Genomic DNA, 24,561 nt, shown 5'->3' with positions numbered 1-24,561 from the left:
TTTCTTCTTTAACTACAGATCTCTTACATTTCAACTCACTTTGCAACAACATCCTTTTTCCACTTATATAAAATAATTTTATGATAAACAGGATCAAATAATCGATTGGAATAAAAGACTGCTTCCTTTTCAACTTGTCCCTCGATATTGATCCCTTGCTTTTGAAATCCCTCAATAAGATGATTTGTAACGTATATCGTATCATTTTTATGATATTTTTTGTCCTGTAAAAAATAGTCATATGTGTAAAAACGTTTATGTTCATATAGCACTTGCAAGTATTCCATAATCCTCGTCTCTTCCCATGTATATACAATAAGTGGCTGCTGTTTTCCCTCTAAATATGATCCCAGCTGATACGTTGCCGGTACCTCAGTTTGTTGTTCTTTCATAAGCGGTATACTCACTATAAGCTGGCTTGTAGCAAATAACAGCAATACAATACCACGATATCTTTTTAACCAAGAAATAGCAAGTACGCAAAGTAACATCGCTACAATCGGATACGAATGGCGAGGTTTATCAATATTTTGTCCAAATAAATTCCAAAGAAAATATACAATTGCCAGAACAATTAAAAATTTCGGATAAAAGCGTACGTTCTTCCGTTGTAAAACAAATAGAAACAAAAATATAAGAAAGAAACCTGTAAGGAAGTATGAATGTATGCCAACTCCTGCAAATACAATATTTTCAAAAAGTAAGCGAAAGAGACGTGAAACTAATGGCTCACTCGTTTCTGTAATCGCACCGCCCCATTCGGTAAAATGGCCTTCTACAAATCCGAAAGAGATTTTCCATAATCCTGTTATTCCACCGATATTCCAAACTAGTGCACCAATCCAAACAAGCTGTGAAAGGATAGCTGTGCACAGTAGAATACTACATCGCCACTTCTCCTCATACCATTGCTGCCATAATAATAAAAGAAGCGCTATCCCCAATGGTGCATATGATAAGCGTATACCCATTAATAGTGCAAAAAAGAAGAATGGCCAAAATTGAGCTTGAAAATTCTTTGTACGAAAAGCTCTTTCTATACTCCATATATACCACCATACGATCGCTAATGCTGCCCCTTCTGACATAGACTGCGTTACTAAAATAGAGAAATATCCGCTCGTTTGTAATACAGCGACCACAATTAAAGCACTCGTCTGGCTTACATAACGACGTGCTATCTTATACATCGGAAATACCGCACTTAGGGCCATAATTGCATTAAATACCCCTAAGGATTTCACTGGATTTTCTATAAAAAGATGCGTCATCATTCCCCCTAAGATAAAAAAAGGATAACCTGGAAAATGGGGCTGCATCGATAATATATCGTATTGCTTTAATGCAAGGGCAAAGTCAACTTCATCCCATGTCGCTGCAAATGGACTTACATAAAAAAAACGCATCAAAATTACACTCGTAAACAGAATAACTGCCCATATACGTAATATTTGTTTCATCTCATTTCCTTTCTGCAAAAAAAGTACAAGGAAAAAACCTTGTACTTTTAGCTTACTGACTTATTTTCTTCGATTATTGTTTGCTTTTTTTTAACAGGTTTTTTAAAGATGATTAACATGTACAATACAACAAAATATCCGATATACACAAGTACTTCTTCAAGAGATGGCATCGAGGAATACCCTAAAAATGCTTTTAAGAAGATACCGATATCACCAGAAAGAAGTGGTGCAGTCCCGTGATCACGAAGATAATGAGCATAATCAATTGGATGCTCTGGCAGTAGCCATGTAATATCATATACGTGCGGCATAACGCTACCTAGTATTTTTAAATCTTGCAGCATGGAAATACCTTGTACAAGAAGACCAGCTGCAATTAAGACGATAAATGCTCCTGTTACTTTAAAGAATACTTTGAGTGAAATACGCATCGTTCCTTTAAAGAATAAGAAACTAACAACAGCTGCAATAAGCAGACCTGAAATAGCCCCCCAGCCTTTCATCGCTTCTCCGATGTTCCCTCCTGTAATCGCTGCAAAGAAAAACACTGTTTCTACCCCTTCTCGAAGTACAACAAGAAAAGAATGCACGACCATTCCAATTATATTTCCAGCCGTAATATACTGATTCATTTTATTTTCCATATTGGCTGTCATATTCTTACTATGTTCTGCCATCCAAAATACCATTTGTGTAAGCAAAATGGCCGAAACAAAAATAATGGATATTTTCAAATACATTTCACTACCCATAGCAGCAAAACCAGTAAACACAACTTGGAATATAAGAGCAACAATATAACTCGCTACAACCGCAAGCCCTGCTCCTAACCAAACATATTTCACATATTGCTTACTATCTGTACGCTTTAAATATGTCGTAATAATCCCAACAATAAGCAACGCTTCTAATACTTCACGAAATGTAATGAGAAATGCCTGAAGTTGCAATGCTCTTCCCCCTCATCCTTACTTACGTTTTCTTACAGCATATACAATGACCCCAACAAGTATAAGTACAATAACTATAATTGGAGCCCAGTTTTTCAAGCTGCTTAAATCTGTCCACTCTGTTTTTTCAGAAGCCGATTTATCTTCTTGACTATTCGCATTAAAGTGCCCCACTTTAAAATCTTTAATTTTAAATTCTTTTTGTAAACTTGTTAAAATAACATCTTTACTTTTCTTGAAAGCATCTTGATTTGCTTCTTTTTGACCTACTCCAAATAACCCTGGGTTTCCTAATGATTCTAAAGCTTTATTAAATTCATCCTTTAGCTTTGTATCCAGTTCTTTATTGTGCTCACCAATAACAGGAGATAACGCTTCATATGTAGCAAATGCTTTAGCTAATAAACGTTTGCTTGTATCATAATCTTTAAATTTCTCATCAACATTTGTTAAACGACGATTAATATTAAGCGCGAGAATTTTTTGCATATCAGCAATAATATCTTCTTTATTTTGTTTATCAAAGTCCTTCATCATTGCTTTAGAAGGTTCTTTTCCCATATGCTGATCAATTTCTTCTTGCACATTTTCATATGCCTTTTTTGCTTCTTTAAAGTTTGCCGGATTTTCATCTAACTTGGTAACCATCTGCTTGTATGCTTCCGCTACTTTTTCTTCATTCGGATTCCCGTACGAATAAGCAAATGCACTTGTTTGCATGGAGAATATTAAGAAAATACCAACAAATAATGATGTAATGATTCTTTTCATGAACGTTCCTCCCTAAAATAATGGTAATTCATTTTATGGTCAAGATTAAGAAATGCTCATCATGAGCATTTCTTATCTTCTGTTAATACATGTGCAGCATAGTCAATCGTAACTTTCTCTACTGGACGTGTCATTTCTTTCCAAATCGCTGGAAACACACGTGTCATATACTTACGAAAAGATATGAAAGACTCGCCTGTCTCTCTTACTTTATACGTAATCGGTACTTCTTGTACTCGAAAGCCTTTTCGTACTAAATTCAAAGTAATAACTTGGGCATAGTTATAATCATGAATAATTTCCCCATGCTCCATCGCTTGTCTAGAAAAAGCACGCATACCTGATTGCCCATCGCGAATCCACTTTCGCAATAACAAACATTGCAGCGTCGTAAAACAATAATTTCCAAGGCGTCGATGTAATCTCATTCCTTGAATGGTTCCCCGAAAACGAGAACCCATCGTATAATCTGCTTCTCCAGTAAAGATAGGTTCAAGTACATTCGGAATTTCAGCAGCTGGGTACTCATCATCAGCATCAATCATTACACTAATGTCAGCCCCAAGACGATAGCTTTCCTGCAAACCTGCTCGAACAGCTGCACCAAGTCCTCCGTTTTTTGCAAATGAAACGATGTGATCAGCCCCCGCCGCTTTTGCAACAGCTACCGTTCTATCAGTTGAGCCATCATCGATGACAAGTACTTCTACCTTTACATTTGGATGAAAATGACGCGGTACCTTTTGAATGACATGTGCAATAGAATCCTCTTCATTTAGAGCGGGTATAAAAACAATTATTTTCATTCCTTTTCCTGCTCCTTTAGCGCTTCTACTAATACAGGACCACGACTATGAGATGGATACGGCGCTCCTAATAAGTAAGCAATTGTAGGTGCCATAGAAACAAGACTCTTCTTCTCTTCTACTTTTATCCCTTGAGCGATATGAGGACCGTACATAAAGAATGGTACAAACCGTTCACCTTCATCTAAATGACCGTGACCACCAATCCCATCCGCTTGTCCATGATCTGCACAAATGATAAATGTCGTATTTTCTGCTTTTCCTGTTTTCTCTAAATGCTCAATAAACTGCTTCACATGCTGATCTGCTTCATGAATTTTTTGTAAATATTCATCATATAGTACGCCGCGGCTATGACCTGTTTGATCTGTAGAAATAAGCTGAACGATAAATAAATCTGGATCTTGTTCATCCATAATCTTTCTTGCTTTCTCCATAATTTTCGAGTCAACAACATCATTTTTCATGACAGCCGTAAATGTTTCCACATCATCGCCAAACGCGTCGACAAGATGGGCAACCGCCAACATCTTCCCTGTTTTATCCACTTTACGAAGAGAATCGAAAATACTCTCTACGTTCACTCCATGCTTCCAAACCATATTCGATTTAATACCATGCTCAAATGAATACGTTCCTGTAAACATAGATGAGAAACATACAACTGTACGAGCTGGATATACAGTTTCCATATTTAAAAACTCTGTCCCTTGTTTTCGAAGGGAATCTAAATACGGTGTATGCGCTGCCTCAAAACGATCTTTTCGCATACCATCTATCACAATTACAACTACTTTTTCATTTAATGCCTCTTGATTTTCAAGTATATTTTCCGTATAGCTAGAAATTGCTTTTGGCTGCCAATCAAATAAATTACGATGCAATATAAGCGTATATATGAGAAGAGCACCATAAAATATAAGAAGTGTTCTCCAATCTACACCGCTAAACGTACCGCCTTCTTTGAAAAAATCGTAATAATAATACCAAAGCGAAAGTAGTAGTAAAAACTTTGGCATTTGTTCTTGTGCATTCCCACTTGTAGAATCACTATTTTTTAAAACTAGCTTCCAAAACCGTGTGAAGTTCAACCATGATGTACCAATTCGTAAATGATAATACAATGTTCCCCAAAATAAAATTGTAAAGAAGAAATATAATCCTAATGCAAAAAAGAATAATGGCAAATGGACCATCTTAAATACAATTAGATATGCACTAAACGGGAACCATAAATAGTTTCTTAAAAACAATGGAAAATCAAACAAATAATATAAAACGAGTAAAGGTACAATGAGGACAAAACTACTAAAAAATGCTGAAATAAAACCAGGTTGTCCAAACTGCGAGATAGAAAACAATAAAAATGTACCGAATACAAAAATAGGTGTAAACGGTTTTCCTTCATTCAGTAAGTTCCAGCAACGGGCTGCAACTTTTTCAAACTTTGATGCTTTTTTTACTTCTTCCACCGGATGTTTTCTCCCTTCTGACTGACTAGTGAACGCAACTCCATCGGATATAAGACGAGCAGGATTGCACCCACACCATAAGAAAATATAAATTTAAAGCCATGACTCATTAGTGACCATTCATATGCTGCTACTGCCCCTACTCCAAGCGCTCTTAGCGCAAACGTCATTACCGTTTCATATGTCCCAAGACCGCCTGGTGTTAATTGAAACACTTGCCCTGCGATGGTCATACTATTCACCCAAACTGCTTGAATAAATGTAAGCGAACTCGCAATTTCATAAATAACAAACGCTTCGCAAACCCAGCTCATTACAATTAGTAAGATAATGATTACGCCTTGTATTGTAAACAAAACAGCCTTTAATTGCTTCCACTGCCCCACTACAAATTGCGGTACTTTCTTATACAAAAGAAACAACGTCCCACTTCCGATACATATGCAAGCGAGGATAACAGGAACATTCAGTAAAACATTCCCCCACAGTATAAACATCCCTACTGTTCCAAATACACCAAGAATAAGCAAATCTAATATACGAAGAATAACAACTGATTGTGTCGCTTCTCCTAACGTCACTTTCTTTTCCTTTGTAATGATCGCAATGCGAACAGCATCCCCTACTTTCAATGGAGAAACATGATTAATAAACAAACTATAAAACAATCCATATAAAGCCTCTTTCATTGTAATGTGATGATGAAGATACAATTTCCAAGCGTATGCACGAAAGAAAAATGCAATACCATACATCACAATAAGAAACATTAAGGTATAAGGATGTTTCCATAATCCATATAGTTGCCTCCACAAAGAAGACGCTTCAAATGATTGCCACGATATGACCAAAAAAACACATAACAAGAAAATACCACAAAGATTAAACAGTATCCGGATGTTGTTTCGCCCAAGCAATAGTTCGTTCCAACCCTTCTGCAAATGATACACGAGGTTCATATCCAAGCTGTTCTTTCGCTTTTGAAATATCAGCCCACGTCGATGTCACATCTCCTTTACGATGTGCTTCTCGCCTTACACGCATAAGTGGGAAATGTTTCTCTAACCCTGTAAGTAATTCGCTCATTAAAATTGGTGCATTCGATCCTAGATTGTATACATCACTTTTATTCGATTCTAATGTAAGAGCAATTCCTTCTGTAATATCATCAATATATGTGTAATCCCGGCCTGTCCCTTTTCCATATACAACAATTTCTTCTTCATTTAACAATTTTCGAATAAAGCTTGCTATTGCCATATCAGGACGCCCCCATGGACCGTATACAGTAAAAAAACGTAAAATATTTAGTTGAAATCCATACATATATTGATAAGCATGGCAAAGCGATTCCGCTCCATATTTTGATGCCGCATAAGGGGATAAAACACGACCGTTTGCCATTTCCTCCTGCAAAGGTATTCCCGTCTGCTCTCCATATACAGAAGATGATGATGCCACAATGACATGTTTTACATTTTCTTCTCCCGCACATGTTAATACGTTGCTTGTCCCTTTTATATTAATATCAACATAAGCACCGGGCATTTCGAGCGATGGTCTCACACCTGGAAACCCGGCTAAATGAATAACTCCATCAACCTTCTCTTGCTGCATAACAGCTTTCACATCTTCTTTGTACAAAATATCACACTCGTAAAATGGAACATTTCCATATCGTTGAACTTGTGCAAGCTGAAACTGTTTTCTTGATTTTGCATAATAGGAGTGGAAATTATCAAGTAGTACGACTTGCTTTCCCTGTGCTAACAGTTTCAAAGCAAGGTGACTTCCAATAAAACCTGCTCCTCCAGTAATTAATATTTTCATTCATTTCACCACCCTCTATCACATCATGTAAAAGAAGAAACCTTGTTAAGACAAGGTTTCTTCAAAAAAGACATACGTTTAAGCAGACTATTTCGCTGCTTCAACAGCTTTATTTAAAGTAGACTCAAGCTGTGGTAACAATTTATCAGCATCTTCTTTCTTTTTCGCTTTTACTGCTTCTAAATAAGACTGTGCTGTTTTTGTTAACTCTACTGTTGCCTGCTCACCAAGCACTGTTTTCAAATCATTTTCAATGATGTTAATGAACAATGCACCTTCTAATGCTGTAACCGGACCTTTGTCTTTTCCAAAGTTTTCTTGGCTTTCTTTATACTCACCTAATGCAACTTTTGCGAATCCACGTACAAATGCTTGATTTACTGCTTTTGCATCAACTGTTTTCACATCTGTTTTTAAATCAAATTGCTTTAAGATAAAGTCCGCATCTTCAGGAGCTGCTTTTTTCATATATGGGTAGATGGCTTGATAAAATGCCCATCCTTCTGCTTGTTCAATTTTCGCTTTTTTCTCATCTGTTTTTGCTTCTTCTACCATTTTTGTAGCATAACCGTGTGGAACTTCACCTGTCGCGAAATAGAATGTTTTCATTAACGTTTTATCTACAACTTGCTTACCAAGCGCAAATGCAAGTTTGTCACCTTTGTCAATGGCTGCTTGCATTTCATCAAAGCCACCTTTAATTTGAGAAGCCATTTGTGTCCCATATGCTGTATCACGCTTTCCAACTGTACCTTCTACACCTTTATAAAAAGCTAGAGCCTCTTCCATTTCTTTTTTCACAACATCTTTTTTGCCCCAGTTTGTATCAATTTCTTTAAAGTCATGGCGCATCGATTGGAAAAACTCTTTTTGCATTAATTTATCAAATAGTTGTTTTACAACCATTGGTTCCATTTCTTTCTTTTTCCCTGCTTCTAATGCAGCTGTAATTGTTTGGTCGATTTGTTCACTAAATTCACCATCACGTTTTTGAACAAGCGTTTGTAATTTTTCTTTATATAACTTTGTTACTTTATCAAAGTCAACCTCTTTACCATCTTTCGCTTTCTCAAGCTCAGCTACTCCATCTTTATAAGCTTGTACATAATCTACTTCTTGTTGTTTTGTTTCTTCTTTTTTCACAGATTGTTCCGTCTTTTTCTCTTGTGCATCAGATTTTTTTATCTCTTCTTTTGCGCAACCTGCAAAAATTAAAGATGTTACTGCAGCTGCAGATAATACTTTTAACTTGAATGTCATGAATTACTTCCCCCTACGCCCTTAAATGATAGTGATTTTCATTTTCGCAAGTTTGATTATAAAAGCGCTTACGATAAGTGTCAACATAAATATGATGTTCGTTGTCATATTTTCATGTGGTAATTTCGACCAATATAAAAAACCTCCTAAATATAGGTTTTTTTCTTTTGATGTTGACTTGATAATCCCTGATTTGCATCGGATATCACATAAAAATTGGAACTATCATAACCGTTCAGGTTGTGGTAGTTTTTTAGTTATGAAACCAAATATACTGGAACACATTTTCTTTGATGGACAGAATCATTAAGAATCATTTAAAATCAAAACGAATCGATAAATATGACAGGCGATCTGTTTCTTTTTACATAAGTAGTTGAACAAATTGGGCTTTTACGGGCAATAAGCCTTCCACCTATTCCAAATTTTAAAATGGGAGTCTTACTGCCCATAAATAGCGGGATAAAATAAGGACTAGCACTAATTTCAGAAGGATGATTATTTGATGGATATATGTATTATAGGCTCTGGCTATGTCGGACTAACATCAGCAGCAGTATTAGCCGATTTAGGACATCATGTTATTTGCGTTGATAAAAATCAAAATAAAATTGATACTCTCCAAAAAGGAGAGTGTCCGATCTATGAACCAGGTTTAGCAGAACTTATGCACAAAAATCGGAATCGGTTACAATTCCGTAGCGATATTGTTCAAGTTATTCAACAAACACCAGTTATTCTTATTGCTGTAGGAACACCTTCCATGCCAAACGGAAAAACGGATTTAAAATATATTTACTCTATTATCGATATGTTAGCTCAAACTATAAAGTCATATAAAACCATTATCACAAAAAGTACAGTTCCACCAGGTACCAATCAACTATTGGGCAAAATGCTTATAAAAAAAGGTGTAGATTCCTCACTTTTTAATATCGTTTCTAATCCCGAATTTCTTCGTGAAGGATCCGCTATTCATGATATGCTCTTTCCCGATAGAACCGTCGTAGGTATACAAGAAGATGACACAAATTCACTAGAAATTATGCAAACTTTATATAAAGGCATTCAAGCCCCATTCTTTCATACAAGTTTAAATGAGGCAGAAATGATCAAGTATACATCTAATGCGTTTTTAGCTACGAAAATATCTTTTATAAATGAAATCGCTAGAATTTGTGACGCTTACCACATTGATATTACTGAGGTAGCAAAAGGAATTGGGTATGACTTCCGAATTAATCCCCATTTTCTTCAAGCAGGACTTGGTTATGGAGGATCTTGTTTTCCAAAAGATCTAAATTCATTAATTTACACAGCAAAGAGTACACAAGTATCAGTCCCTATTTTACAAGCTGTGCAATCTATTAATTCGACACAAGTAGATCTCTACATTGAAAAAATCAAAAACAATTTAAAAGATCCTTCTTCAAAAAAATTAACAATTTTAGGGATTTCCTTCAAACCAAATACAGATGATACACGCTACTCTCTCGCTGTAACACTTATTGAAAAATTAATTCCGCTCGGTTACGAGATTCACGCCTATGATCCCAAAGCACATCTTCCTTCGCGTGTAAAAAAACAAGTTATACAACATACTGAATTGGAGCCTTCTATTACAAATTCAGATTGTATAATTATTGCCACAGAATGGGACGAATTTAAAACACTTGATTGGCAACAAGTAAAAAAATTAATGCGAGGATGCAAAATCGTTGATGGTCGCAATTGTATTGAACAAAAAGAAATAGTAAAACACGGTTTACACTACATAGGGGTTGGGCGCCCATGAAAACCCTTGTAACAGGAATAATTGGTTTCGCTGGTTCCCATCTATATCAAATGTTGATTCTGTTGCAAAGTTTTTTAAAGCTTAAATTACTTGAGCACAAAGTTGGACATTTTATGTGATTGTTATGGACTCCCCTAATTCACCGTACGTCTTAAAAGCGAAGTCTGGTTCGAGACTTCGCTTTTTATTTATATGGAGCATAAATGGATAGTTGAGATATGTGTAAAGTTGGAGAAACCCGTATATGTTAAGCGGCTTGCAAAATTTGATATACTAAAGGAAAAAACAGAATAATTATGTATAAGCAAAAGTCTTTCGATTTATTTTTTGACGATATGATATACTGCTCTACTCTTTCGTAAAGATTAAGTAATTGTTTGATAAATGCTATTTTCGGTATTAATCCATACGAAAATAACGCTGAAATACTCCCTACTAAAGCCCCCGCTATGACATCGAAAGGATAATGAATAAACTGACACCAAGATTACAAAAAACAGGGGATAAACGAGTTAAACAAATAATTTTAAAAAACACATAAAAATAGAGAGCAGACATCTATCAAGATGGTTAATAACTGAACCATTTGTATAGAAACAAACAAGCATGACATAAAATTGTCATGCTTGTTCTCATATAATCTAACAAATAGCTTCATTTCTAAGTGTATAACTTTCTTGTCACTTCGCATCAGTAAAGAACTTTTTTATTTGTTGACCACTTACTTTTCAAACACAAAGTTAATTTTATTCTCTTTCCACTCTAACTTCGCATCGAATGTTTTCTCACCTTTTTTAAAACCTTTAATTAAATCTGTCTGTTCACCTTTTAATAGCTTCGTCATATTCTTTTGCGAAATTGTTTTGCTTAATATCTTTTTCGAGATAGTAAAATCACATTTTGTTGTATTGTAGTTAGAGCAACCGTAAAAAGTGGACTTATCAATTACATCGCCATCACATTTTTTACATGCCCCTACTTTTTTACCCGTTGTAAATTTCGATCCTTTTCGTTCAATCGATTCAACATGCAATCCGGTGAAATCCCACCTCTCCGACATTTCAACCGCATCTTCAATAATTTTCGCTGATAACTTCTTCGTTTGTTCCATGAAAGTTGCTGGTGAAGCTGTACCTTCTCCAATTTCCGCAAGACGCTGCTCCCATTTCGCTGTCATCTCTGGCGAAGCTAATATTTTATCACCGATTGCAGTAATTAATACTTTTCCTTTATCCGTTGCGTACACTTGGTTTTTCTTCACATCTATATATTTACGGTCTTTCAGCATTGTAATAATGCCCGCACGAGTTGCTTCTGTACCTAAACCTTCTGTTTTCTTCAATACTTTTTCAAGCTCTTCATTATCTAAATACTTACCAGCTGTTTTCATTAACGTAATCAATTGTCCTTCTGTGTAACGTTTCGGTGGCTGCGTTTTTCCTTCTTTCACTTTCACCTTTACAACTTTTCCTTTTTCGCCTTCTGCGACAATTGGAAGGATTGTTTCATCATCTTTATCATCTTGGAAAATAACTTTGCGCCAACCTTCTTGAATTTGTTGTTTTCCTTTCGACACGAACTCAGCACGTTCATCTACAAGCGTTATAATCGTTGTGTAATCAAAGATCGCTACCTCATAATGGGCCGCAATCAATCTTCTAACAATCATATCGTAAATTTTCTTTTCGTCACCTGATAATTTACTTGGATTTGTAACTTGCTCTGTCGGTATGATTGCGTAGTGGTCTGTAACCTTTTTCTCATTCACATAACGCTTATTATGCATAATCGATTCAATTGGTGCCGGTAATAAACTTTTATAGTCATCAAATTGGCTTAGCTTCTGTAAAATATCTGGGAACGTCGCTGCCTCCCCTTGCGTTACATAGTTAGAATCAGAACGAGGATAAGAAACAATCCCTTTTTGATACAAAGCTTGTGTGATATCTAATGTCTTTTTCGGTGAAAATTTAAAGGCTTTGTTTGCGGTCGCTTGCAGTGATGATAAGTTAAATAAAAACGGTGGCTGAAATTCTTTACGCTCCGTTTTCATTTCCTTCACTTCAGCCGGTTTACCTTGGCAAAACGCCGCAATTTTATTTGCCATATCAGGGTCATTTAAGCGGGATTCATTATCTTTCTCCCATTTCCCCTCATACTTCTTTCCTTCTATATTAAAGGTTGCGAACACTTCCCAAAACGGTTCTGATTTAAAGTTTTCTATTTCTTTCTCACGTTTTACGATTAATGCTAATGTTGGTGTTTGTACACGACCAGCGGAAAACACATCATTCATTCCCTTTTTCTTTAACAAAATGCTAAAGACACGTGATGCATTCATCCCAACGACCCAATCAGCGCATGACCTCGTATATGCTTCATAATACGTATTGATCGTATCTGACTCATCAAGTAAGTTTTTAAACCCTTGATAAATCGCCTGCTTCGTTAAAGACGAAATCCAAAGACGCTTCATCGGTTTTTGCACATTACAAAGGTTAATAATATTTCTTACAATCAGTTCCCCTTCACGCCCAGCATCACCCGCGTGAATAATTTCTGTTACCCCTGGATTATGTAACAGCTGTTTCACAACATTAAATTGCTTGTACTTTGACTTCGTTACTTCGAATTGAAAACGCTCTGGAATCATCGGTAATGTATCGAGCGACCACTTTTTCCACTCAGCGTGATAATGTTCTGGATTACATAACTGCGTCAAATGACCAATTGCCCATGTACAGTACGCTCCATTTGGAAATAACTCATTTGCTTCTACTTCTAAATATCCATCTTTCCGGCGATATTTTAATTGGGAAACAAGAGCCAAACCTTGATCTGGTTTCTCGGCAATAATTAATTTCATTTTATAACTCCCTATCTGTATTCCAGTGTTACTTTCATTGTATATATGTTTAGAAGCGATGATAAAAATAACGATCATATTTACCATTCACAATTTGTCTCGCACTTGTGAGACCTATAATATTATACGCTTATTCTTTGTACCTTCACAATAGAAACTCATTATATATCTACTGACTTTACCATTCTCAAATACAAAAAGGCGCCCAAAATCGGGCGCCTTTTCTCCTACTATTTTGAAACAATTTGTCTTTCCTTCACGTTTTCATTATACATTCTCATAAAGTCTTCAATCTCTTCAACCGTTCTAATGATATCTTTTGACAAGTTTTCATATCCATCTTTCGTAACAAGAATATCATCTTCAATGCGTATTCCAATCGCTTCTTCTTCAATATATAACCCTGGTTCCACTGTAATAACCATACCTACTTCTAGTACTCTATCATTATATGAGCCTACATCATGTGTATCCAATCCTAGGAAATGGCTCACTCCATGATAATAATATTTAGATAGCTCCTCGTCTTCTTGAATTAAACCGTTTTTCTTACATTCTTCTGCTAGTACCTTTTTTGTATGCTCATTTAATGCAGCAAACTTTAATCCCGGTTTTATCATCTCAGTCGTTTCCTTTAACGCTTTTAACACGATATTATAAAACTGCTTTTGACGGTCCGAAAATGTGCCGCTCGCTGGGAATGTATAACTAATATCTGCATTGTAGTAGTCTTTTTGAGCACCTAAATCAAGCAGTACTAAGTCACCTTGTTGAATTTCAGCATCATTATCTTCATAATGTAGTACAGTAGCATTTTTACCACTCGCTAAAATTGTATCGAATGCATGATATTTAATACCGGATGATTTTAGTGTGAAGTCAAAATGTGCTTCTAATTCATATTCCATCACACCTTCTTTCGCTTGTTTAAGCACATTATAAATACCCTCTTTTGTCACCGAAATAGCTTCTTTTATCTTTTCAATCTCTTCATCTGTTTTGAATACTCGTAACTCACAAATATTCGGATAGACATTACCAATTGAAAGGTGCGGATATTGTTCTCTTACATGCTTAGCAAATGCTAAAGCTTTCGTCTCAGTACCTTTCCAATCACGATGTTCCAAATCTAAATACACATGTTTCACATTGTCTGTAAAAAGTGTTTTCGCAGTAGATGATTCAAAGCTTTCTAAATATACGACTTTTTTTATACCAGAAATTTTTTCTGCTTCTTCCTTCGAAACTGTTTTACCGACCCATTTTTCAAGCACTGGATCTGCTTTTTCAATGAAAAGAATTTCTTCCACTTTATTCGCCAGTTTCTTTAACATAAAAATGACATTAGACTCATCAATCCCAGTCATATAATAAAAATTTCGATTCGGCACAAATTTATAGTGTGCATCGGCTGACATATGAGGTGCCTGTCCGGCAAATAAGATAGTAATCGATTCATCTGGCAATGTTTCTATTAACCGTTTTCGATTTTGAATAAAAAATGTTTGTTTCATGATAATCCCCCTTGCGTTCTATGTATCCCTTTAAAACGAATGATCCAATGTATTTCATTTTATTATTGTTATAATTTTTCGTCAATTAATCTCTATCAATAGAGATTAAAAACAAAAGAATTTTCCATTTTCACCATAAATTCATAGAGATTCCTCAACCATTCTTTATCGCTCGAACTCACATATATCACTCCATAATTTCTTGACATTTATTCCATATACTTAAAATCTCACTTATATATAAGAAAGGAGTCTACAAACGTGAAAAAATATGTAACAACAGGATTAGCCATCGCTTCTTTATTTGTCATCACAGGCTGCTCTAACAATGCAGAAACAGCCCCAGCAAAAGAAGAAAAGGTTAAACCTAAACAAATTTCTCAGCAAAAAAATACAGAAACAGCAAATACGATTCCGCCGGACTTCTATAAAGAAATCTCATCTGGAAAAATCGAGCATATTCATGGAATTGGTTATCCTGGAAATATGCCGGGAATTTCTATCGCAACTCACAATGGAATAAAAGTATATCAAAACGGAAAATGGCTTGAAACACCGAGCCAACAGCATGATTATATGGGATTTCAAGCGACAAAAAGTGGATTTTTAGCAAGTGGGCATCCTGAACCAGGATCTAATTTAAAAAACCCTTTAGGATTAATGAAAAGTTCAGATGGTGGAAGCACTCTTGAACAAATAGCGTTTTATGGAGAATCAGATTTTCACAACCTTGCTGCCGGATATAATACTGAAACAGTCTATCTTTATAATGAGCGTCCAAATTCAAAGCTACAAAATGGCGTATATTTCAGTACAAACAACGGGCAGGAGTGGAAAAATAGTAAGTTAAAGGGATTATCAAGTACAATTCATTCATTTTCTGTACATCCTGATCAATCTAGTGTTATCGCGATGAGTTCTAAAGATGGTGTTTATTTATCTACAGATTACGGTAACACTTTTAAATTACTTTCTAAGTCAGTAGAATCAACTGCAGTCACATTAGGAAATGAGGATGTTATTTATGCCTCTATTACTAAGCAAAACCAACAAACGATAACGAAGCAATCTATTGCTACAAATGAAGAGACAAACTTACAAATCCCATCTTTAGATTCTAAAGATAAAATCATGTATATTTCACAAAGCCCTCAAAATCCATCTGAAATTGTTTTTGCTACCGTGAAAACAAATGTGTTTCTTACTACGGATAGCGGTAAAACGTGGAAACAGATTAGTAAAGATGGCACATTACTATATAACTAATTTCACAAATACCATTTAGAAAGGTGAATATAGCGTGTTTTCAACAATTAGTGAATGGAGTTATCAACTCATGTCTCCTTTAATGGATATCGCAAATTCTACGAAATCAATACCTCTTTTATTTGCGTTCTTATTAGGCGTAGTAGGTACCCTTGCTCCTTGCCAATTAACAGGAAACATGAGTGCTATGACACTTTACGGCAATCACTCTTTACAAAAGGGGCATTCACGAAAGCATATAATGTTATTCATTTTAGGAAAAGTAATAGCTTTTACATCACTTGGACTATTAGTATGGACGTTAGGAAAAGAAATTCAACAAATATTAACTTTGTATTTCCCATGGTTACGTAAAATGATAGGACCTTTACTACTATTAATAGGCTTTATATTAACCGATATTATAAAGGCAAGAAGTTTTTTCTCTACCCTCTTTCCTATCAAATTTATACAAATACGAAAAGAATTCGGTTCGTTTTTTCTTGGCTTTTTCTTTTCTTTAGCATTCTGTCCTACTATGTTCGTGCTATTCTTTGGAACATTAATTCCTCTATCTTTATCATCTAATTATGGGTATTTGTTCCCGACATTCTTTTCGTTAGGGACTGCCCTTCCAATCGTTGTACTAATGTTCATAATCTCCTATCTTGGATTAAATGGGACATTACTCAAAAAGAGCCGCAAAATAGGAAAGATCATGCAGCGCCTAACAGGTATCCTACTGATTTTACTCGGACTTTATGATACCGCTCTTTATTGGATATAAATTTCTTTTGTACATAAAAAAAGGTAAGTTCAACTTAGTTACTACTAATGTGAACTTACCTTTTTTCAAACTTATCTTATTAAATTCGCTTTTCTTTTTTGTAATTGCTCTAACAAATTAGTAACAAAGGACAGAAACAATGAATCATTTTCTTTTTTAGGCGACCACTGCATAATGAGTTGTCGCGGGATTTTAATTTCTATCGGTTGCACGATAAAGTCATGAATGATTTGTTTATGAAGTCCTGATAATGGAACGATCGTTATACCATTAACTTGTAAAGTAAGTGCTAATGCCGAGCTAATTGACTCTGACTCCATCACTTTATTAACTGTTATTTCATTTTTCATCAAATATGGTTCAAGTACTTCTTTACAACCAGAAAGTGGCATAATAAAAGGATAATTTTTCAACTCTTTAATTGTAAGATTAGGTGGAACAGACTTAGAAGATACCATAACGTAAGGATCTTCACCAATGGCATGATAATGAAATCCAGGAATTAAATTTTCTTTTATAGAAATAGAAAAATCAGCACTTCCAGCAGACAGCCAATCTAAAACTTCTTGATAGCTTCCCTCTCTAACTGCAAGCACGTACTGACTTTGATCAATATTACCTAATTCGATACACTCTGCCAAACAATATACAGTAACGGAAGGATATGTAGCTAATACTATCTTATACAAACTTTTATTTTTCAATTTTAACGCTGTCTCTTCAAGGTTTTCATACTCGCTTAGAAGTCGATCTACACAAACTAAAAATTCCTTTCCATTTTCAGTTAACACCGTTCCTTGCCTAGAACGATCAAATAGAGTTAAAGCATACCGCTTCTCCACTTTGTTAATGATATGCGTAATAGCTGGCTGTGTCATATGTAATTCTTTCGCTGCTAAACTAATACTGTTCAAACGAGCCACGTATTTAAAAACTTTAAAATCAAAAACGTTCATCCTGTTCTCCTTATATAAAAGATATTTATATCATCTATAAATAACCTTCATTATATTTATCAAACCACTTCCTATACACTAAGTATACATCATCAATTTCACAAAAAAATAAAGCATATAAACATTAGAGGAGTGTTGATTAAATGAGTACTTACGTTTTCGTACATGGAGCATGGCAAGGCGAATGGGTATGGGAATTAGTGAAACCTCAATTAGAAACTTTAGGTCACACAGTTGTTACACTAGATTTACCTGGAAGCGGAAAAGATATGACTCCCTCCCCAAATATAACGTTACATTCCTATGTTGATGCAGTAACGAATATTATAAATCAACAAAATGAAAAAATCATTCTTGTTGGACATAGTATGGGTGGAATCGTTATTACCCAAACTGCTGAATATATACCGAATAAAATCGATAAATTAGTATATCTTTGCGCATTCTTACCGCGAAATGGTGAAAGTCTTCGTAGTAAATTAGAGGGAGAAACTGGCCCACAATTCTCTATAAATGAGAATGACATGACTGCAGAACTTATACCTGAGCTGATTGAACAAACATTTTTAAATGCTACAGAAGACGAAGCGATTAAAGACGCTTCTTTTAAACAAATGCGTCCTCAACCATTAGGACCATTCCAACAAGAACTAAAAATATCAGAAGAGAACTTTGGAACTATTAATCGTATTTATATCGAAACGACTCTAGATAGAACGATTCCGATTGATTTTCAGCGTAGAATGAACACAGAAACTCCTTGCACGAAAATAATTACTATGGAAGCTGATCATTCACCTTTCTTTTCTAAAATAACAGAGTTGGCCCATCATCTAAATCAATTAAGTCTCAAGTAATACAAAAGTAACGCTAAATATGATTTAAAGAGACACCCCCTCTTAATATTATCCCCTTAAGGTAGACAGTGTAAAAAGACCATGAACAAACATGGATGTTACAATTCTACTTGGAGGGGATTTTATTATGATTAAAAAAGGGGCTAAATTTCAGACTTATTCAGATGAATTAAAGATACAAGTTGTAAACTTGACAGGGTTAACGCCCTATATCTCTTTTTTGAACTGTCCCCCAATCGTTAGGCACAAACTTAACAATTAAACGGTTAAAAAAGAAAAAAGCATACCCGAAGGTATGCTTTTTAAACAATAGAAGTACTGGATTGATATAGTGGAGCAAAATTATCACTCTATCATACACCAGTACCTTGAATCTTATTTCTTTTTTATTATTCTTCCATTTTTTCTGCAACCGCCAAATTACGTAAATAATCCAATAAAGGGTGTACTTCCTGCGGAGCTGTTACATCGGTAAATGAAAAGGATTTTGGCTCTTCTCCATCTTCTATCCTTATCTGATAAGAAAAAGCATCCGCTCCTTTGGTTGTAGCGACCTCTATTTCACTTGATTTAATATTAAGTAGATTAGCTTGATTGATTAAATCAAGTAATTCCTTAGCTTTTTCCTTTGGTAACTCGACCGGATCTACCTGAAAGGTTAAATGGAGGTTAGCAATTCCTCCGATACAGCTAAATTGGATATGCATATTAATAGTAAGCCTCCAATTCCTGATAAAGAATATGTCTAAGAAGGTAGCCCCACCGTTTTAAAAGCAGATTCTACTGTTTGGGCAGCCGTTTTAGGAATTTCTCCACCATCAGCCAGCTTTTGCGTTGCTTTCATTACGATTTGCGCAAATTGATTGAAATTTGTAGTTGCGAATAAGCTTTGTATTGCAGTATACCATATCAAAGCTGCTTTGTCTGTTCCAATCTCCATGGATACAAGATAAAACACCTTGTTTGGTATACCACTATTGATATGGACACCATGGTTATCAAATTCCCCTTGATAATAGTTTTTCATATGATCAGGTTGCATATCCTTGCCCATTAGTTTATTGTCAAATGCAGTACCGGGTGCTTTCATTGAACGAAGAGCTTGTCCTTTTAGTGTCGGCCCCATTATATCAGCACCAATTAGCCAATCCGCATCGTGTGCCGTCTGCTTTAAATAAGCTTGCTTAATTGCAATCCCAAACACATCCGAAATATGTTCATTCAAAGCTCCAGGTTGACCTTCATATTCTAATCCGTTAGTAAACTGAGTGATACCATGTGTAAGTTCGTGCCCAATGACATCGAGTGAATTTGCAAAACTAGTAAAAATAACTCCATCGCCATCACCAAACACCATCTCATCTCCGTCCCAATAGGCATTTTGAAAGTTATGCCCATAGTGAACATTCAGAATAAGATCAAGTCCTTTATTATCAATAGAATTACGGTGGAACACATTTTTGAAATAGTCGCGTACAACACCAACATAATCGTACGCATGGTCAACTACATTATCCCCATTTGATCTGTCTCCTTCTTTCCTAACCTCATTCACCCGAAGTTCTTGCCCGCCTTTACAATCGTATACATGACGAGCAGATTCACCACGTGGTCCTGTTCCTGCATCAGTTAAGGCGACAACACCAGTAATATCATATTCTTTCAACATTCTGCGTTTTCGAACGTGTCTACTTTTTGCTAAACTAATCCGTGCTGCTTCCACTTCATTTTGTGCTAAATTCTCCAGAACATAGTTAGGTACAATAAAACATTGGCAATTCCTATGTGAACAACGTTTTGTATCCAAATTTGACACCCTTTCATGATAGTAGTAAAAAACATCTGTATTAGCTTGGTCTTACTACATGGATTTTAAACATGTATTTGTAACTCCCTTTAAATACCTTAATCCACTTTTGTTTGTGATGCATGCTCATAAACAAAACATGTCACCTTTCTCATTAACACAAAAGAATAGTCAAATATTTAAACGCACGTTTTGGAGCACCATATTTTCATCAAGCTAATATTTTGAACTATCCTTAGAACAAAAAATAGTGTGCTCTACAATTTAATTATGAAAATTATATTTACTTCCTGATTGGAAGCGAACCAATCTTACGTTTTCCAAATGATAAGCAACTTTAGTGTTATATTCAAAAATTAAAGCTCTATGTCTTCCGAAGTCTCAATGACACTGCCTATTATAGATTTTACATGATCTCATAATTCTCAAAAATCAAGACCTGTCAAAGATTCAATTTATGAAGCTGTTACTCGATATGTTTTATATCCACCGTACGCAAATTCCAAATTATCAATAAGTTTTTTTAGACTGCAAATAGGCCAAGCAGAGAAATTGTCATCTCTATTAACAATCACCGCAGTTTTCCAGAACATTTGAAATAATGGGTATTGTAGCATTCTATCTCAATAACTAAAAATAAAAACTATAGAAATACGAGATGTTATATCGTACCTCGTATCTCTATAGTTTTATCATTTTGCATCCCTATAATTTCTTTAAGCAGAGTATTAAATGCTTAATTATGCGAGTAGTAACCACTCACCCACACCAATTTGTATCCTTGTGCAACTAACCTATCAAATGTCTGCTGGTACTCGGTGGACGTCAGGCCATGCCGCGCCTGCCATGCAGGGCCATCACGTTTTTCCCAAATTGCAGCATAACGATCTATTCCATTACTACCATAGCCGCTTACTTGTATTAATCGATAGCCTTGTGCAACTAGTTCGTTGAACGTCTGCTGATATTGCTCTGCAGTTAGACCATGGCGGGCTTGCCATTTAGGCCCACCGCGTTTCTCCCAAATTGCAGCATAACGATCTATTCCATCGTTTGTATGCCCACTAACGTTGGTGAGCCGATAGCCTTGTGCAATCAATTCATTGAACGTTCGCTGATATTGTTCTGCGGTCAAACCATGGCGGGCTTGCCATTCAGGCCCATGACTTTTCTCCCAAATTGCAGCATAGCGATCCTGGCCACTGTTACCGTAACCACTCACGTGTACCAAACGGTAGCCTTGCGCAACTAACCTATCAAACGTCTGTTGATATTGTGCTGGCGTTAAGCCATGCCAAGATTGCCATTCGGGACCATCACGTTTTTCCCAAATTGCAGCATAATAATCCTGCCCGTGCACAGTGTAACCATTTATATGAGTCAAACGATAACCTTGCGCAACCAACTCATTGAACGTCTGCTGATATTGCTCTCCGGTCAGGCCATGGCGGGCTTGCCATTCAGGTCCATTCTGTTTCTCCCAAATAGCCGCGTACATGGCCTTATCCACCTGACGAAAGTTTTCATAATTATATCCTCCTTCATATGAAGAAAATGGAGAACCTAAATAACTGTGATAATCCTGATAGGGGGAATAAGCATAATAGGTATTCATTGGATAAATTATTCTAGCTCCATAGTAAGAGGGGGAATATAAGTAAGGATACGGCGGATAATATGGAACATTAGTAAAGTAACTCAACTCATCACATCCTTTCATCATAAGGATATGATGGTATAACTTAGTTGGTGTCAGAAGAAACTCTGATGCGAAAATAACTTAATAAGAAAATAGAATCTATATTACTTGCTGGTTTGCAATTTATGATATCATTTCAAACAACTTCTGTATTTTACTCTTTCCCTGGTGGCTATCCCATCATCATTAAACTGCCCAAGAGCGTTAGCTCCAGAACAAAAATTTTATGCATCGATGATAAAACGCTCATTTCATCATTTTTGGGAACAATACATGTCTTAAGTTAATAGAAGTGTGGGATAATCTTATTATTCCTTTACGATACCCGATGAAGTTATGTCTGAATGAACCTTAACGCTGATTTTAATATCAGGGTAGTCTTTTTTCCATTTTTGAGAATCCCATTTTCTGGTACGAACTTTCACTTCATTACCAAAGCCCCAAGGATCTATATTTAATTTTTGAAAATCTTTAATAAGTCTGTTAGCTTGGTGCTCTAATTGTTTATTTGTCGCTTGCTCTGTTTGTTTAGCTACGCTTTTCCCTAACACCTTTCCTTCAAACTCCCTAACAATACCTTTTATTTTAAGTTGAATAAAAATTTCAGGTTTTGTTTTTTCGTTTCGAACTAAAATTTTCTTTTCGGTAATGATGCTTTGAACAGAGACATCATCTTTTTCATTTAACTTCACTTTTAAACTCCCTAATTTAATCTTTTCCAGTAAAGCTTTAAAAAGGAACATTTCATCCCTTTTTATTGTTTTCACATACTGATCTCCTTTAAATAAGGCAATTCCTTTAATAAGTACTCCGTCATTCTCAACTTTAATTAACGGCAAATAAGGAGTTTTTCCCTTTGTATAATACGCTGATAAAAACAAGTGAAGATTTGTCTTAGGTAATAGACCTGTCTTTATATTGTGTTCTAGCAAGTAAGATAAGAAACTGCCTGTATCTTTATTACTATACTGATTATCTAAAATTTTTTTTGTTTCTCCATCCACGACAGCTAGCAATAAACGTGAACTAATATTAGGATCACGATGTAAAGTATCTACGAGTTTTAAAATTCCTTTTGATGCTACTTTATTACTATAAAGAACGACTTCCATTGTCCCACTAGCAACACGTAAATCCGATTGTTCATTCTTTTTCTCACGATTTTCTTTAGACAATGTGTCTTTCGAAGTCAACACTTTATTACTAATGCTTTTATCGACATTATGTATAGCAGCTAACCCCGTTGCTTCAGTTAGTTTGTTATTCGCCTCATCATATCCAATAACTTTTGTTAAGCGAACATCATCTAACACATCTTTTTGAATACGTCCAAATATAAAAACAAGAAGCAATATAATAATTGGAGCGAGAATTTTTAGTTTCATGACTTTCCCCTCATTTTATATCGAATTTGATAAATAATGAAAAGAATCGGAATATATACAAATCCAATGTAAAATCCTGCTGTTGATACGATGCGATTTAGTTGTTTTATCTCCAGAGTCGATAATGAACAAATAGCAATAAAAACAATAACTAAAGAAAGCACTAGAATCGATTTTTGTTGCACCTTAAATATTCTTTTTACTCCACGACTAGCAGCCCAAAAACTTAAACATATATTAGGTAAAACAACCATTGTCCATGTAATGACCCCGATAAATTCAAATCTTTCTACAATAGGTAGTCTGATAATTTTCCACATCGTTAATGTTGGCCAAACAGTTTTTTCTAAATGTTCTTCGCTAAAATAAGCTATAGTAAGCAAAGTAATGATCAAATAAATGAACATGGAAACAAAATGCCCCAAATGAACCCATTTCTGCGATTTCTCTGGTTGTCTTAAAAAAGGATAGTATAAAAATAGAAATTCAAAACCAAGAAAACTAAAAACCATTTCCTTTGCAGAGAGGAACATATCTATGACGGAATGGTCCAAAATGGGTAATAAATTTCGAAAATCAGCATACTCCAAAGGCATGAAAAGCGTAACCCAGAATAAAAATGGCACTAACGCTCCAAAAAAACTTACTCCTACTACAGTACGAAAACCACCAGCTATGATATAATACACGCTTATTAGATAAACAAGTGCAAAAGTCCATTTATTTAATGTAGGAAATAGCCAAATTCGGATAATTTCTAACATTGCTTCCATATACATAAGTCCACATAAGAAAACATACAGTGAAAATACAAGACTTAACATTCCTCCAAGCCATTTCCCAAACACATTTCGATGTATACTGATAAGATCAGCTTTTTCTTTATTTAATATAGAATAAATCATCCATATAAGGAGATGTACTCCGATACCTACGAATATGACCGCGATCCAAGCATCATGGCCTGCTTTTATAGCGATTTTTCGCTGAAAGCTTAAAAATCCTACTCCGATTTGCATGGTATGAATGAGAAAAAAGGCAAAAAATGGTGATATTAAAAACTGCTTTTTTATAGGTGTATTTAACATTACAACCGCA

At 35.4% G+C, this 24,561-nt stretch carries 20 protein-coding genes and 1 pseudogene; 4 read left to right on the top strand and 17 right to left on the bottom strand.

Features of this window, described 5'->3' with window-relative positions; all coding sequences use genetic code 11:
- Positions 1-35: 35 nt before the first annotated feature.
- The 8 genes from DJ93_RS21850 to DJ93_RS21815 all read right to left on the bottom strand — a co-directional run bounded on the left by DJ93_RS21850 (position 36) and on the right by DJ93_RS21815 (position 8,552).
- Positions 36-1,460: a glycosyltransferase family 39 protein gene (locus DJ93_RS21850; protein WP_042983194.1), complete on the bottom strand. Its 1,425-nt coding sequence runs from the start codon at positions 1,458-1,460 to the stop codon at positions 36-38.
- 47 nt (positions 1,461-1,507) lie between these two features.
- A complete protein-coding gene (locus DJ93_RS21845; protein ID WP_042983193.1) occupies positions 1,508-2,413 on the bottom strand; it encodes an FTR1 family iron permease in 906 nt (301 codons plus the stop codon).
- A gap of 18 nt (positions 2,414-2,431) precedes the next feature.
- On the bottom strand, positions 2,432-3,184 hold the full coding sequence (locus DJ93_RS21840; RefSeq protein WP_042983192.1) for a hypothetical protein: 753 nt from the start codon (positions 3,182-3,184) through the stop codon (positions 2,432-2,434).
- 59 nt (positions 3,185-3,243) lie between these two features.
- Entirely contained in the window at positions 3,244-3,990 is a 747-nt protein-coding gene (locus DJ93_RS21835) for a glycosyltransferase family 2 protein (RefSeq protein WP_042983191.1), read from the bottom strand.
- Positions 3,987-5,462 carry an alkaline phosphatase family protein gene (locus DJ93_RS21830; RefSeq protein WP_042983190.1) on the bottom strand — a complete coding sequence of 492 codons (1,476 nt, stop codon included), beginning with the start codon at positions 5,460-5,462 and terminating at the stop codon, positions 3,987-3,989. Before DJ93_RS21830 ends, DJ93_RS21835 begins: the two co-directional genes overlap by 4 nt.
- Positions 5,450-6,379, bottom strand: coding sequence for a lysylphosphatidylglycerol synthase transmembrane domain-containing protein (locus tag DJ93_RS21825; RefSeq protein WP_080743560.1), 930 nt, complete (start codon positions 6,377-6,379; stop codon positions 5,450-5,452). The genes DJ93_RS21830 and DJ93_RS21825 overlap by 13 nt, the downstream gene beginning before the upstream one ends.
- Complete coding sequence (locus DJ93_RS21820) at positions 6,345-7,292, bottom strand: SDR family NAD(P)-dependent oxidoreductase (RefSeq protein ID WP_042983189.1); 948 nt, start codon at positions 7,290-7,292, stop codon at positions 6,345-6,347. Before DJ93_RS21820 ends, DJ93_RS21825 begins: the two co-directional genes overlap by 35 nt.
- Positions 7,293-7,379: 87 nt before the next feature.
- A complete protein-coding gene (locus tag DJ93_RS21815) occupies positions 7,380-8,552 on the bottom strand; it encodes a hypothetical protein (RefSeq protein WP_042983187.1) in 1,173 nt (390 codons plus the stop codon).
- A gap of 505 nt (positions 8,553-9,057) precedes the next feature.
- Between DJ93_RS21815 and DJ93_RS21810 the strand changes: the two genes are divergently transcribed.
- A complete protein-coding gene (locus DJ93_RS21810) occupies positions 9,058-10,347 on the top strand; it encodes a UDP-glucose dehydrogenase family protein (protein WP_042983185.1) in 1,290 nt (429 codons plus the stop codon).
- A gap of 307 nt (positions 10,348-10,654) precedes the next feature.
- On the opposite strand, the pseudogene DJ93_RS31060 reads toward DJ93_RS21810, so the two are convergent.
- From DJ93_RS31060 to DJ93_RS21800, 3 genes and pseudogenes are all read right to left on the bottom strand, one after another.
- Positions 10,655-10,819: pseudogene (locus DJ93_RS31060) on the bottom strand (undecaprenyl-diphosphatase); the annotation flags it as partial.
- Between the two features lie 249 nt (positions 10,820-11,068).
- The gene (gene topB / locus DJ93_RS21805; protein WP_042983184.1) at positions 11,069-13,213 is read right to left on the bottom strand and encodes a DNA topoisomerase III; all 2,145 of its coding nucleotides are present in this window, start codon (positions 13,211-13,213) and stop codon (positions 11,069-11,071) included.
- 230 nt (positions 13,214-13,443) lie between these two features.
- On the bottom strand, positions 13,444-14,727 hold the full coding sequence (locus DJ93_RS21800) for an aminopeptidase P family protein (RefSeq protein WP_042983183.1): 1,284 nt from the start codon (positions 14,725-14,727) through the stop codon (positions 13,444-13,446).
- A gap of 261 nt (positions 14,728-14,988) precedes the next feature.
- On the opposite strand from DJ93_RS21800, the gene DJ93_RS21795 reads away from it, so the two are divergent.
- Entirely contained in the window at positions 14,989-15,993 is a 1,005-nt protein-coding gene (locus DJ93_RS21795) for a F510_1955 family glycosylhydrolase (protein ID WP_042983182.1), read from the top strand.
- 34 nt (positions 15,994-16,027) lie between these two features.
- Positions 16,028-16,759 (top strand): urease accessory protein UreH domain-containing protein, encoded by a 732-nt coding sequence (locus DJ93_RS21790; RefSeq protein WP_220398779.1) that lies wholly within the window; start codon positions 16,028-16,030, stop codon positions 16,757-16,759.
- A gap of 71 nt (positions 16,760-16,830) precedes the next feature.
- Here DJ93_RS21790 and DJ93_RS21785 read toward each other — a convergent pair whose 3' ends face one another.
- The gene (locus DJ93_RS21785; protein ID WP_042983181.1) at positions 16,831-17,715 is read right to left on the bottom strand and encodes a LysR family transcriptional regulator; all 885 of its coding nucleotides are present in this window, start codon (positions 17,713-17,715) and stop codon (positions 16,831-16,833) included.
- Between the two features lie 143 nt (positions 17,716-17,858).
- On the opposite strand from DJ93_RS21785, the gene DJ93_RS21780 reads away from it, so the two are divergent.
- Positions 17,859-18,572: an alpha/beta fold hydrolase gene (locus tag DJ93_RS21780; RefSeq protein WP_042983180.1), complete on the top strand. Its 714-nt coding sequence runs from the start codon at positions 17,859-17,861 to the stop codon at positions 18,570-18,572.
- 389 nt (positions 18,573-18,961) lie between these two features.
- On the opposite strand, the gene DJ93_RS21775 is transcribed toward DJ93_RS21780, so the two are convergent.
- The 5 genes from DJ93_RS21775 to DJ93_RS21755 all read right to left on the bottom strand — a co-directional run bounded on the left by DJ93_RS21775 (position 18,962) and on the right by DJ93_RS21755 (position 24,551).
- Positions 18,962-19,279, bottom strand: a complete 318-nt coding sequence (locus tag DJ93_RS21775; RefSeq protein ID WP_042983179.1) for a protealysin inhibitor emfourin — start codon at positions 19,277-19,279, stop codon at positions 18,962-18,964.
- Positions 19,280-19,317: 38 nt separating this feature from the next.
- Positions 19,318-20,379 carry a M4 family metallopeptidase gene (locus DJ93_RS21770; protein ID WP_042983177.1) on the bottom strand — a complete coding sequence of 354 codons (1,062 nt, stop codon included), beginning with the start codon at positions 20,377-20,379 and terminating at the stop codon, positions 19,318-19,320.
- A gap of 736 nt (positions 20,380-21,115) precedes the next feature.
- On the bottom strand, positions 21,116-22,081 hold the full coding sequence (locus DJ93_RS21765) for a hypothetical protein (protein ID WP_241484304.1): 966 nt from the start codon (positions 22,079-22,081) through the stop codon (positions 21,116-21,118).
- Between the two features lie 305 nt (positions 22,082-22,386).
- Positions 22,387-23,463, bottom strand: a complete 1,077-nt coding sequence (locus tag DJ93_RS21760; RefSeq protein WP_042983175.1) for a Ger(x)C family spore germination protein — start codon at positions 23,461-23,463, stop codon at positions 22,387-22,389.
- Positions 23,460-24,551 carry a GerAB/ArcD/ProY family transporter gene (locus DJ93_RS21755; protein ID WP_042983174.1) on the bottom strand — a complete coding sequence of 364 codons (1,092 nt, stop codon included), beginning with the start codon at positions 24,549-24,551 and terminating at the stop codon, positions 23,460-23,462. The genes DJ93_RS21760 and DJ93_RS21755 overlap by 4 nt, the downstream gene beginning before the upstream one ends.
- Positions 24,552-24,561 lie beyond the last annotated feature (10 nt).

It is taken from the genome of Bacillus clarus (assembly GCF_000746925.1).
GTDB lineage: Bacteria > Bacillota > Bacilli > Bacillales > Bacillaceae_G > Bacillus_A > Bacillus_A clarus.
The sequence above is the reverse complement of the archived record's forward strand: the minus strand, read 5'-3'. Positions and strand labels throughout refer to the sequence as shown.

Bases quoted from the DNA above. Each gene is read 5' to 3' on its own strand.
- DJ93_RS21850 (WP_042983194.1), bottom strand. From the start codon at position 1,460: ATGAAACAAATATTACGTATATGGGCAGTTATTCTGTTTACGAGTGTA.
- DJ93_RS21840 (WP_042983192.1), bottom strand. From the start codon at position 3,184: ATGAAAAGAATCATTACATCATTATTTGTTGGTATTTTCTTAATATTC.
- DJ93_RS21835 (WP_042983191.1), bottom strand. From the start codon at position 3,990: ATGAAAATAATTGTTTTTATACCCGCTCTAAATGAAGAGGATTCTATT.
- DJ93_RS21820 (WP_042983189.1), bottom strand. From the start codon at position 7,292: ATGAAAATATTAATTACTGGAGGAGCAGGTTTTATTGGAAGTCACCTT.
- DJ93_RS21815 (WP_042983187.1), bottom strand. From the start codon at position 8,552: ATGACATTCAAGTTAAAAGTATTATCTGCAGCTGCAGTAACATCTTTA.
- DJ93_RS21810 (WP_042983185.1), top strand. From the start codon at position 9,058: ATGGATATATGTATTATAGGCTCTGGCTATGTCGGACTAACATCAGCA.
- topB (WP_042983184.1), bottom strand. From the start codon at position 13,213: ATGAAATTAATTATTGCCGAGAAACCAGATCAAGGTTTGGCTCTTGTT.
- DJ93_RS21800 (WP_042983183.1), bottom strand. From the start codon at position 14,727: ATGAAACAAACATTTTTTATTCAAAATCGAAAACGGTTAATAGAAACA.
- DJ93_RS21785 (WP_042983181.1), bottom strand. From the start codon at position 17,715: ATGAACGTTTTTGATTTTAAAGTTTTTAAATACGTGGCTCGTTTGAAC.
- DJ93_RS21780 (WP_042983180.1), top strand. From the start codon at position 17,859: ATGAGTACTTACGTTTTCGTACATGGAGCATGGCAAGGCGAATGGGTA.
- DJ93_RS21775 (WP_042983179.1), bottom strand. From the start codon at position 19,279: ATGCATATCCAATTTAGCTGTATCGGAGGAATTGCTAACCTCCATTTA.
- DJ93_RS21760 (WP_042983175.1), bottom strand. From the start codon at position 23,463: ATGAAACTAAAAATTCTCGCTCCAATTATTATATTGCTTCTTGTTTTT.
- DJ93_RS21755 (WP_042983174.1), bottom strand. From the start codon at position 24,551: ATGTTAAATACACCTATAAAAAAGCAGTTTTTAATATCACCATTTTTT.